Origin of the sequence: Terrirubrum flagellatum (assembly GCF_022059845.1) — a bacterium.
GTDB classification, from domain to species: domain Bacteria; phylum Pseudomonadota; class Alphaproteobacteria; order Rhizobiales; family Beijerinckiaceae; genus Terrirubrum; species Terrirubrum flagellatum.
The window spans coordinates 3279291-3290865 of record NZ_CP091851.1 but is presented as its reverse complement, the minus strand read 5'-3'; the positions used below and the strand labels follow the sequence as shown (position 1 = coordinate 3290865).

The 11575-nt window shown below is 62.7% G+C and carries 11 protein-coding genes; 4 read left to right on the top strand and 7 right to left on the bottom strand.

The window, feature by feature from the left end; translation table 11 throughout:
- Window positions 1-168: 168 nt before the first annotated feature.
- Together L8F45_RS15875 and L8F45_RS15870 are read right to left on the bottom strand one after the other, a co-directional pair.
- The gene (locus L8F45_RS15875; protein WP_342358848.1) at window positions 169-1539 is read right to left on the bottom strand and encodes a sensor histidine kinase; all 1371 of its coding nucleotides are present in this window, start codon (window positions 1537-1539) and stop codon (window positions 169-171) included.
- A complete protein-coding gene (locus L8F45_RS15870) occupies window positions 1526-2191 on the bottom strand; it encodes a response regulator transcription factor (RefSeq protein WP_342358847.1) in 666 nt (221 codons plus the stop codon). Before L8F45_RS15870 ends, L8F45_RS15875 begins: the two co-directional genes overlap by 14 nt.
- A 97-nt stretch (window positions 2192-2288) precedes the next feature.
- Here L8F45_RS15870 and L8F45_RS15865 point away from each other — a divergent pair, with 97 nt between their 5' ends.
- From L8F45_RS15865 to L8F45_RS15850, 4 genes are all read left to right on the top strand, one after another.
- Window positions 2289-3068 (top strand): ABC transporter ATP-binding protein, encoded by a 780-nt coding sequence (locus tag L8F45_RS15865; RefSeq protein WP_342358846.1) that lies wholly within the window; start codon window positions 2289-2291, stop codon window positions 3066-3068.
- Window positions 3069-3081: 13 nt separating this feature from the next.
- Window positions 3082-3948 (top strand): ABC transporter permease, encoded by an 867-nt coding sequence (locus L8F45_RS15860; protein WP_342358845.1) that lies wholly within the window; start codon window positions 3082-3084, stop codon window positions 3946-3948.
- Window positions 3949-3994: 46 nt separating this feature from the next.
- On the top strand, window positions 3995-5014 hold the full coding sequence (locus tag L8F45_RS15855; protein WP_342358844.1) for an ABC transporter substrate-binding protein: 1020 nt from the start codon (window positions 3995-3997) through the stop codon (window positions 5012-5014).
- 217 nt (window positions 5015-5231) lie between these two features.
- Window positions 5232-5561 carry a hypothetical protein gene (locus L8F45_RS15850; RefSeq protein ID WP_342358843.1) on the top strand — a complete coding sequence of 110 codons (330 nt, stop codon included), beginning with the start codon at window positions 5232-5234 and terminating at the stop codon, window positions 5559-5561.
- Between the two features lie 84 nt (window positions 5562-5645).
- On the opposite strand, the gene L8F45_RS15845 is transcribed toward L8F45_RS15850, so the two are convergent.
- The 5 genes from L8F45_RS15845 to L8F45_RS15825 form a co-directional block, all read right to left on the bottom strand.
- Window positions 5646-7139 (bottom strand): carboxypeptidase M32, encoded by a 1494-nt coding sequence (locus L8F45_RS15845; RefSeq protein ID WP_342358842.1) that lies wholly within the window; start codon window positions 7137-7139, stop codon window positions 5646-5648.
- A gap of 96 nt (window positions 7140-7235) precedes the next feature.
- Window positions 7236-8348 carry an ABC transporter ATP-binding protein gene (locus L8F45_RS15840; RefSeq protein ID WP_342358841.1) on the bottom strand — a complete coding sequence of 371 codons (1113 nt, stop codon included), beginning with the start codon at window positions 8346-8348 and terminating at the stop codon, window positions 7236-7238.
- Between the two features lie 3 nt (window positions 8349-8351).
- Entirely contained in the window at window positions 8352-9233 is an 882-nt protein-coding gene (locus L8F45_RS15835) for a carbohydrate ABC transporter permease (RefSeq protein WP_342358840.1), read from the bottom strand.
- Window positions 9230-10117, bottom strand: a complete 888-nt coding sequence (locus tag L8F45_RS15830) for a carbohydrate ABC transporter permease (protein ID WP_342363462.1) — start codon at window positions 10115-10117, stop codon at window positions 9230-9232. Before L8F45_RS15830 ends, L8F45_RS15835 begins: the two co-directional genes overlap by 4 nt.
- 99 nt (window positions 10118-10216) lie before the next feature.
- A complete protein-coding gene (locus L8F45_RS15825) occupies window positions 10217-11470 on the bottom strand; it encodes an ABC transporter substrate-binding protein (protein ID WP_342358839.1) in 1254 nt (417 codons plus the stop codon).
- Window positions 11471-11575 lie beyond the last annotated feature (105 nt).

Sequence of the window (11575 nt, the reverse complement as noted above, 5' to 3'; positions counted from 1 at the left end):
TCGCCTCGGCCGGGCGCTGCGGCCGGAGGCGGCGGAGCCGCTTGCGGGCTCGATTCAGGAGGTGATTTTGCAACTTCGGAGGGGCTGCGCAACGCTGGAGTGAGCGAAGCCTTGAATTTGCTAGGTTTTGGCCGAATTCCGGGCCGGAAATCCGTCGTCCGCGCTTCGTCAGGCTTCACGCCCCAGACGTAGGGTCACACGAAACAACGAGTCGCGCCGCGTGAAGACAAGCTCGCCGCCATGGGCGCGCGCAACTTCGCTGGCGATCGACAGTCCCAGCCCCGAGCCGTGCGAGGCGCCGCCCTTCTCGAAAGGTCTGATCAGTTTCGACTGATCTTCGATGGCGAAGCCGTCGCCATCGTCGCCGATTTCGACCCATGCGGCGGTCTCGTCGGCGCCGACCGTCACGGAAAGCTTCGAGCGAGCGCCATGGGCGAGGGCATTGTCGATGAGATTGGACAGCGCTTCGCGCAGGGCGACGGCGTCGCCATCGACAGTCAAAGAGGAAGACGCCGGCGTGAAAGACACATCGACCTCGCGCGCGAGCGACAACGGCACCGCCCGCGCAAGAACAGTTTTCGCAAGCTCGTTGAGATCGACGGGCGCGAAGCTCGCCGCGTCCGCGCGATGGATGACCATCGCGTGATCGAGCAACTGGCTCGCAAGTCGTGACAGCTCCGCCGTCCGCTCGCGGATGCGCGTGATATGCTCAGCTTTTCCCTTCGAAGGTTTTGCAGAGGAAAGCATCTCGACTTGCGCGCCAAGAGCCGCGAGCGGCGTCCGTATCTGATGCGCCGCGTCGGCGATGAAACGCTGCATCACGCTCATCCGGTCGGCGAGGCGACGCATGAAATCATCGATCGCGTGAACGAGATTGCGGACTTCCACTGGCGGCTCGGTCTCAATCGGGCGCAGATCGTCCGGACGACGATTGGCGATTTCATGCTCGATCCGCATCAGCGGTTTCAACGCGAGGCGAACCGAGAGCCCGACGGCGACGAGCGCCAGCAGACTCATGCCGCCGATGACGCCAAGCGCGTTCAGCGTGAGATCGCGCGCCAGTGCTTTTCGGGCGTCTATGGTCTGCGCGACGACGATGGTGGCCCAGCCGCCGGGACCGGGATCGTTGAGGCGTCGCGCGACCGTCGCGATCCTCACAGATTGACCCTGATAGTCGCCGTCCTCGAGTACGACGCCGCTTTGAGCGGCTGCTGGCGCCGCGCGCGATGCGAGATCGTCATAGCCCGCGACAACGACTCCACGGGGATCGACGACCTTGTAGAATACGAGATCATAAGCCGAGAGCGTTGCAATGGCGGCGACCGGTGGCTCGAGCGCGACGACCTCGCCCTGAACATAGACATTCTCGGCGATCTGGATCGCGCCGCCGCTTAGCAGCCGATCATAGGCCTGCTGCGCCGCGACCGACGCTGATCGCCAGGCGGCGACGCCGAGCGCGACGGCGCCCGCCGCAAGCACCGCCGAGAGGGACGCGATGATGCGAACGCGCAGCGACAGGCGCCAGTCACGCAACTGCAAGCTGATATCCCAATCCGCGCAGCGTCCTGATCTCGATCGGCGCGTCCGCGAGCTTGCGCCTGAGACGCGCGATGAATTGCTCGACCGCGTTGGCGCTGGGCTCCTGATCGAAATTGAAGAGCTGCTCGACGAGTTCTTCTTTCGGCACGATCCGCTCGGGACGCGCGGCGAGGATTTCGAGCACGGTCAGTTCGCGTCGCGTGAGATTGAGCGGCCGATCGCCGATGCTGGCGACGCGGCCGGCGCGATCGATGGCGAGCGGGCCGACGCGCAGCATGTTGTCGGAGAGGCCGGCGCTGCGACGCAGCAGCGCCCGCGCCCGCGCTTCCAGCTCGCCATAATCGAAAGGCTTGATGAGATAGTCATCGGCGCCAAGATCGAGCGCGCTGATGCGCTCGTCCACAGCCGAACGCGCGGTGATGATCAAAACCGGCGTCTTCACGCGCCGCGCTCGCAGCCCCTTCAGGACATTGAGGCCGTCCTCGCCAGGCAATGTCAGGTCGAGGATGACGAGGTCATAGGCCTGCGCGAGAAGCAGCTCCGAGGCGGTGCGGCCGTCGGTCTCCCAGTCGACGGCGTGGCCGATCTTCTCCAGCCGCATCACGACGGCCTCGGCGATATCGGCGGTGTCTTCGACCACAAGAACGCGCAAACGGAACTCTTTTGCCTGAGTCAGGCAGGAGTCAGCTTCGACAGCTAACAGGATGTCAAGCGCCGCCAGTGCGCAGGGAACGATCTCGGGAGGAAAGATGCACGCGCCCCTCAGCGCGAGCGCGATTGCGCCGCTTTTGACCGTCGAAGACGTGACGTTGCAGTACAAGACGCCCGACGCCGTGGTGACGGCGACGCGCCGCGTCTCGTTTGACGTCTACCCCTCTGATCGCTTCGTCCTGCTTGGCCCCTCCGGCTGTGGAAAATCGACCTTGCTCAAGGCGATTGGCGGCTATCTCACGCCTGTTGGCGGCCATATTCGCCTCAAGGGCCAGGAAGTCGCAGGACCCGGTCCTGACCGCATGATGGTGTTTCAGGAGTTCGATCAGCTCCTGCCCTGGAAGACCGTGCTTGAGAATGTGATCTTCGCGCTGACATCAAGCGGCCGCGCCGACTATGCTGCAGCGCAGCAACGCGCTCGCGCCTATATCGACAAGGTAGGACTGACGAAATTCGCCGACAGCTATCCGCATATGCTCTCGGGCGGCATGAAGCAGCGCGTCGCCATCGCGCGCGGCATGGCGATGGAGCCGGACGTGCTGCTCATGGACGAGCCGTTCGCGGCGCTCGATGCGCTGACGCGCCGCAAGATGCAGGATGAGCTTCTGCGGCTGTGGGACGACACGCATTTCACCGTGCTGTTCGTGACGCACTCCATCGAAGAGGCGATCCGCGTCGGCACGCGCATTCTCCTGCTGTCGCCGCATCCGGGCGAGGTGAAAGCCGAGCTCAACAGCGTGCCCCCCGAGCAGATGGGAACCGGCGCGCAGGCGGCGCTGGAAACGCGCATCAACGACATGCTGTTCGCGGCGCACTGAGGAGACGACTGATATGACCGATCTCCTGACCTTCCGGCCGGAACTCATTCGCGACGTCAATTCGAGCGACGCTCCTGTCATCGCGAAGTCCCTGAGCTTCGCCGAGCGCGTCTATCGTCTGGGCTTCGTGCGCAAAACGCTCATCCTCGCCGTGCTTGCGGTCGTCTGGGAAATCTACGGCCGCTGGCTCGGCAATCCCCTGCTGTTTCCGACCTTCGGCGAGACCATCCAGGCCTTCGCAAGCAACATGGCGAACGGCGTCATTCCGCAGCGCATGCTGGTGTCGTTGCAGACGCTGATCATCGGTTACGGCATCGGCGTCGCGCTTGCCGCATTGCTGACGACGCTGGCGATCGGCTCGCGCATTGGCGCCGATCTGCTCGAAACCTTGACCTCGATGTTCAATCCACTGCCGGCGATCGCGCTCTTGCCGCTGGCGCTGATCTGGTTCGGGCTTGGCGTCGGCAGCGTGATCTTCGTGCTTGTTCACTCCGTGCTGTGGGCCATCGCGCTCAACACCCATGCGGGTTTCCGCTCGGTGTCGAACACGCTGCGCATGGTCGGCCAGAATTATGGTCTGCGCGGCCTCAAGCTCGTGCGCTACATCCTCATTCCCGCCGCTTTTCCCGCGATCCTTACGGGCTTGAAGGTTGGCTGGGCTTTCGCCTGGCGCACATTGATCGCGGCGGAGCTGGTCTTCGGCGTGTCGTCGGGTTCGGGCGGGCTTGGCTGGTTCATCTATGAGAACCGCAATCAGCTTGAGACGGCGAACGTCTTCGCCGGCCTGTTCACCGTGATCCTGATCGGCCTGTTCGTCGAGAATATCATCTTCGCGACGATCGAGCGCAGGACCATCCGTCGCTGGGGCATGCAACACTGAATAAGAACAGCGCCGCCGCGCGCGGCCGCAATCGAGGGAGGATAATATGATGTTGAGGACTCTGTTCAGAACCGCGTTTGTCGCGGCGGCGATCGGCGCCTCGCTTGGCGCGGGGTCAGCGCAAGCCGAAGTGAAGGAAGTCCGCGTCTCCAAGGGATTCGGCATTCTCTACCTGCCGCTCGTGGTGATGCAGGACCAGCAGTTTCTGGAAAAGCGCGCCAAGGAGGCGGGCCTCGGCGACATCAAGGTCACATGGCTGATGCTCGATGGCGGCAACGTCATCAATGACGCGATGATGGCGGGCACGCTCGATTTCGCCGGCACCGGCGCGCCGGGCTTCATCACGCTCTGGGCCAAGGCGAAGGGCATTCCCAATGTCGAGGTCGTCGGCGTCTCCGGCATGAGCTCGGTCTCATTGTGGTTGATGTCAAACAAACCGGAGTTGAAATCGCTGAAGGACTTCACCGGAACCGACAAGATCGCCTTGCCCGGCATCAAGACGTCGCTTGCGGCGGTCGTGCTTCAGATGATCGCGGCGAAAGAATTCGGCCCCGAGAATTATGCGAAGATGGATCCGATGACGGTGAGCCTGCCGCATCCGGAGGCGCTCGCGGCTCTGATTGGCGGCAAGACCGAGATCAAGGCGCATTTCACCTCGCCGCCCTTCCAGTATCTCGAGGCGAAGGCCGCTGGCGTTCATCGCGTTCTCAACTCGGTCGATTATCTCGGCAATCTCACGCTCGACGTGACTTTCGCGCCGAAGAAGTTTGTCGACGCCAATCCCAAGATGACGCAAGCCTTCATCGACGCGATGGACGACTCCAACGCGCTCATCGCCAAAGACAAGAAGCTCGCCGCCGAGATCTTCGCCCGCAGCTCGAAGGTGAAGGTCGACGCCGCCGAGGTTCAGGAGATGATCGAGGACAAGGACGCGCGCTTCACCACGACGCCGGAGGGCGTGATGCAGTTCGCTGAATTCATGCACAAGGCCGGCTCGATCAAGCTGAAGCCCGCGAAATGGAGCGACATGTTCGTGCCTCAGCTCGTCAGCCGCCCGGGAAGCTGAGACTGGGGAACGGGAGGAACGCCGCGCCTTCGCGCCGCTCCTCCCGTTTTGATTTTTCGCGCTTGCCCGCCTCGGCTATCGTTTCGCCGATCAAGATCACGCCGCATTTTGATTGAATCAATCAAAATGCGGGAACGTGATCGATTCCAAAAGTTTAGAGCATGGCTTTGCGAAAAACCGGTTCCCACTTTTTCGCGCCATGCTCTAGGAGGCTCGCATGCGCGCTCTTATCGTCGGTTTGATTTGTTTGGCCGCCGGATCCGCGTCGGCGAGATCAGGCGATCGGTGCCTTCTCGTCGTCGACGGCAAGACCTATCTCGACGGGCCCTGTCCGGTCGACGTCAAGCCCGGCGGCAACTACATGATCGGCAATACAAAGAAGATCACCTATTTCGCCACGGTCCAGTCGAAGGGCGTCGGAGCGGCGGCCGGCTTCTGGAATGAGCAGCGCGGCGCAGGCGATGCGCGCACGCCGCTAGGCGATCTTCGCCAGAACGGCCCGTGCTGGACGAATGATCGCGCCGTCATATGCGCGTGGTGGCGCTAGGGCGCGAAAAAGCGGGAACCGGTTTTTCCGGGACGAACGAAACGTTCGCGCTGCGAAAGCCATGCTCTTAACTTTTGGAATTGATCACGCCGCATCGAGATAGCGACGCGCGAGATGCGCCTTGAAGATGTTGGCGTCGAGCGGCCGGCCCGTGGCGCGCGCGAGAAGCTCATCAGTCTCGTAGCGCGAACCCTGAGAATGGATATTCGCGCGCAGCCACGCGATCAGCGGCGCGAAATCGCCGCGGGCGATGCGCGGCAGCGTCTCGGGCTCCGCCTTGCAGGCCGCTTCAAAGAGCTGGGCGGCCGTCATCGCGCCAAGCGTATAGGTCGGGAAATAACCCCACGCGCCGCTCGGCCAATGGATGTCCTGCAGACAACCAAGCCGGTCGTTGGGCGGGACAATCCCGAGCAACTCCTTCATCCCTGCGTTCCAGGCGGCTGGAAGCTCCGCAAGCGACATCTCATCAGCAATCAACGCCTTTTCCAGCCGATAGCGCAGGATGACGTGCGCGGGATAAGTCACCTCGTCCGCCTCGACGCGGATGAAGCCGCGCTCCACTTTCGTGTAGCGCCGCCACAGCGCCTCGGGCTCCCAGGCAGGGCCGGAGCCGCCGAAGGCCTCGCGCATCGACGGCGCCGCGAACATGAAAAACTCGTGGCTGCGACAAGCCTGCATCTCCATCAGCAGCGACTGGCTCTCATGCAGGCTCATGCCGCGCGCGCGGCTGACGGGTTGATTCAAATAAGCTGCGGGGCGCCCCTGCTCATAGAGCGCATGGCCGGTCTCATGGATCACGCCCATCAGCGCCTTGGTGAAATCGGCTTCATCGTAGCGCGTGGTGATGCGCACGTCGTTATCGGCGCCGCCGCAGAAGGGATGCGTTGAAACGTCAAGCCGGCCGCGCTCGAAATCATAGCCGAGCGCCTTCATCATTTTGAGGCCGAGCTGGCGTTGGGATTCGACCGGGAAGGGGCCGTTCAAGGCGGCAGGCTGCGACCGCCGCGTCTGCGCCGCGATCGCCCGCTCGATGAAATCGGGGAGGAAGGCGGCGAGATCGTCGAACAACTCGTCGATCTTCGCCGAACGTCCGCCGGGTTCATTGTCATTGAGCAGCGCGTCGTAGGTTGAGAGACCGAGCTTCGCGCCTTTTGCGGCGCCGATCTCACGCTCGAGCTTCAGAACCTCCGTGAGATAGGGCAGTAGAGCAGCGAAGTCGGAATCGGCGCGCGCCTGCCGCCAGGCCATTTCGCAGGCCGAGATCGCCTTGCTCGAGGCTTCCACCAGATTGGCGGGCAGCGCCGTTTGCGCGATCCATTCTCGTCGGATCTCGCGCAGATTGGCCCGTTCCCAATCATCGAGGCGGTTGTCCTGCTCCGCCTCGGCCAGCCAGTCTCCGATGCGAGGGTCGACCGCCATTTCATGCTGGAGCACGCGCAACAGCGCCATGCTTTCAGCCCGCGAGCCCGCGGCGCCTTTCGGCATCATCGCATCGCTGTCCCATTGCAGCACGCCGATGGCGTTCGACATCGCGGCGATACGGCCGAAATGGCCGGCGAGAGAGGCGTAGGCGGTCATGCGTCCATGCTCCGAGATGATCGAGGTTCGCCGACGTCGCGACTTGCCTGTCTCAACAATGAATCCGAGCGCAGGGGTAGAGGATCAGCGCTCGTTTCACAAACGCCGGCCGCTTTCGGGGTCGAAAAGAACCGCCTTGGCGAGATTGAATGCGAAGGGCGCGTTCTCGCCCGGGCGAACATCGACATTGGCGCGCATGCGGGCGATGACTTCCTTGCCGCCGAGGCTTGTGACGACGTAGGTGTCGGCGCCCGCCGGCTCGACCACCTCGACGTGACAATCGAGCAACTCGATATGGCCGGCGTGGCGATCGGCGCTGTCGCGATCGGTGATCGCCTCCGGCCGGATGCCGAGAATGATCTCGCGTCCGGCGTCGCCCGCGGCCGCGGCGAGATTGTCAGGCAGCGGCAGAGCGAGAGGCGCATGACCGTTGCGCGCAAGCGCAAGCGATTTGCGCGCGCCATCCGCCTTCACTGTGGCGAGGATCAGATTCATCGCCGGCGAGCCCATGAAATCGGCGACGAAGAGATTCGCCGGCCGATCATAAATTTCCGCCGGCGTCCCCACCTGCTGCAACGCGCCGTCCTTGAGGACCGCGATCTTGGTCGCCAGCGTCATCGCCTCGATCTGGTCGTGGGTGACATAGACGATCGTCGCATTCGTGCGCTGGTGCAGCCGCTTGATTTCGGTGCGCATGTCGACGCGCAGTTTCGCATCGAGATTGGACAGCGGCTCGTCGAACAGAAACAAACGCGGCTTGCGCACCAGCGCGCGGCCCATCGCGACGCGCTGGCGTTGTCCGCCCGAGAGCTGGGACGGCCGGCGCTTCAGCAGATGTTCGATCTGCAGCGTCTTCGCGACTTCGGCGATTGCAGCCTCGCGCTCTGCCTTCGGCGCGCCGCGCATCTCCATGCCGAAGCCGATATTGTCGGCGACATTCATGGTGGGATAGAGCGCATAGGACTGGAACACCATGGCGATGTCGCGCTTCGAGGGATGGAGATCGTTGACGATCTCGCCGTCGATGCTGATCGTCCCTGACGTCGTCGTCTCCAGCCCCGCGATGCTGTTGAGCAAGGTCGATTTTCCGCAGCCGGAGGGACCGACCAGCACGAGGAAGCCGCCGCGCTCAAGCGTGAGATCGATGCCCTTCAACACTTCGGTCGCGCCGAAGCGTTTTGTCAGCGCGGCGATCGTGAGAAAACTCATGCGTCAGCCCTTCACCGCGCCGGCCATCAGTCCGCGCACGAAATAGCGTCCGGCCACGACATAAACGAAAAGAGTCGGCAAGGCCGCGATCAGGGCGGCCGCCATATGCACGTTATATTCGCGCACGCTGGTCGAGGTGTTGACGAGATTGTTGAGCGCGACCGTCATCGGCGCATTGCCACCGCTGGTGAAGGAGGCGCCGAAGAGAAAATCGTTCCAGATATTGGTGAACTGATAGATCACCGTGACGACGATGATCGGGCCCGACGCCGGCAGCAGGATCCGCCGGAAGATCTGGAAGAAACTCGCGCCATCCATCTGCGCGGCGCGGATGAGCTCATTCGGGAACGCCTCGTAATAATTGCGGAAGAACAGGGTGGTGAAGCCGAGGCCATAGACCACATGCACGAGCACCAGGCCGGCGGTGGAATCAGCGAGTCCGAGAAGGCCGAGCACGCGCGCCATGGGAATGAGTACGATCTGAAACGGAATGAAGCAGGCGAACAGCATCATGCCGAACATCCATTTATGTCCGGGGAAGCGCCATTTCGACAGGACATAACCATTGAGCGCGCCAAGCAGCGTCGAGATCGCGACCGCGGGGAGGACCATGGCGATGGAGTTTGCGAAATAGCCCTTGATGCCGGCGCAGGTGAGGCCGACGCAGGCGGAACCCCAAGCCGCGAGCCAGGGCGCGATCGTCGCCTCGCGCGGGAGCGCGAGCATGTTGCCGTCGCGAATTTCATCGAGCGTCTTGAACGACGTCACGATCATCACGAAGAGCGGCGCGAGATAGATGGCGGCGAAGAAAGCAAGCAGCCCGTAGATAATGATCCGCGACGCGGTTCGCGAGCCGGCGGGATTCGTGGAGGCCGCGCCGCTCATGCGCTTTTCTCGCGCAGTTCTGAATAGAGATAGGGGACGATGATCGCGCAGATCGTCATGAGCATGATCACGGCGCTCGCAGCGCCGACCGCCATCTGGTTGCGCGTGAAGGTGTAGGAATACATGAAGGTCGACGGCAATTCCGTCGCATTGCCGGGGCCGCCGCCGGTCAAGGCGATCACGAGGTCGTAGGATTTGATCGCCATATGCGCGAGGACGATAAAGGCGGAGAGGAACACCGGCCGCAATTGCGGAATGACGATGCGGCGATAGAGAGAGAAGGCGCCGGCGCCGTCGATCTGCGCCGCTTTCATGACGTCGGAATCGACGCCGCGCAGACCGGCGAGGAACATCGCCATGCAGAATCCCGAGGCCTGCCAGACGCCGGCGATGACGATCGTATAGATCGCCATGTCAGGATTGATCAGCCAGTCGAAGTGAAACCAGGAGAAGCCCCAGGCTTGCATGGTTTTCTCGACCCCGAGGCCTGGATTGAGAAACCACTTCCACGCCGTTCCCGTGACGATGAAGGACACCGCCATGGGATAGAGATAGACCGGGCGCAGGAAGCCTTCGCCGCGAATTTTCTGGTCGAGTAGAATGGCGAGCAGCAATCCCAGCGCGATGCAGATGAAGATGTAGAGGCTGCCGAAGATCGCGATGTTATTGACCGCCCGCCACCAGTTCGGCTGCAGCCAGAGGCGCTCATAGGCGTCGAAGCCCGCGAGCTCATAGACCGGCAAAAGCCGTGAGCGGGTGAAAGAGAGATAGATCGTCCAGAGGATGAAGCCGTAGACGAAAAGCAGCACGGCCGCGAAAGAAGGCGCAAGCACGAGTTTCGGCAGCGCCTGTTGCAGCCAACCCAGCGCGCCGCCGGCGCGCATGCGCGAATTCGCAGACGCTTCGGTCGCGGCGGTCAATTCTTGCACATGCTTATTGATGTCGAAGGGGTAGGACGGCGCCGAAGCGCCGCCCTGCGCGTCTTATGACGCGGCCTTCACAGCAGCCGCGAGCTCCTTCACGGCCTGATCCGTCGGCAGCTGGCCGTTGAAATGACGCGTGATCACGTCATACATCGCGTTCTTCACTGCGGCGCGATTGGCGTGCCCATGCGCCATGGAGCCCATGAACGCATTCTTCGCGACCGCTTCCTTCAGATCAGCCATCGCCTTTTTGCCGCAGGCGTCGAAGGCCGCATCGGATACGTCGGTGCGCGCCGGAACTGAACCCTTCACCACGTTGAAGGACGACTGGAAGGCGGGGTCCATCGTGGCTGAGGCCAGCGCGTTCTGGCCCTGCTGGCGATCGGCGCCGACCTTGAACATGACGAACTGATCGGAATTGAAAGTCACAGCGCCTTGCGTTCCCGGGAAGCGGAAGCACAGGAAATCCTGATCCGGCTTCTTGCCGGCGCCGATGAATTCGCCCTTTGCCCAGTCGCCCATGATCTGCATCGCGGCGTCGCCCTTGATCACCATGGCGGACGCCAGATTCCAGTCGCGGCCGGCGAAATTTGAATCCACATAGGTTCTGAGCTTGGCCATGCGCTCGAACACGGTCTTCATCGTCGGCGACGACAGCGAAGCCTGATCGAGATCGATCATGGTCTTCTTGTAGAAGTCAGGTCCGCCTGTCGTGAGCACGACGGAGTCGAACAAGGTCGCATCCTGCCAGGGTTGACCGCCATGGGCGAGCGCGGTGACGCCGGCCGCCTTCGCCTTGTCGAGCACGGCGACGAGCTCATCCCAGTTGGTCGGCGGCTTGGCGCCGATCTTGTCCATGACAGCCTTGTTCGCCCAGATCCAGTTCGTCGAATGAACGTTGACTGGCGCCGCGATCCATTTGCCCTGGTATTTCGAGAATTTCTGCAGCGATTCAGGAACGACCGCGGCCCAGTTCTCTTTCGTCGCCAGCGGCGTGAGATCAGCGAGCATACCCTGCTCGGCCCAATCCTGGATGTCGAAGCCGAGCATCTGCACGGCGGTCGGGATATTGCCCGACGTGACGCGCGCGCGCAGCACCGTCATCGCCTGCACGCCGCTTCCGCCGGCGATCGGATTGTCCTTCCAGACATATCCCTGCTTCTGCAGATTTTCTTTCAGCACATTGAGCGCCGCAGCCTCGCCGCCGGACGTCCACCAATGGACGACCTCGACCTCTTTTGTCTGGGCGCGAGCGGCGCCAGCCGCGGCGACGGCGGCGAATATGCTGACGAGAACGGCTTTACGGATCGGCATTGGCGTCTCCCTAGGCTTTGCGAAACGCCGTCGCGTTTGCGATTCGAGCCGCGAGAGTTCGCGATTCGAGTCCGCGACCGCATTTCATGTTCTTGTGTTATGCAG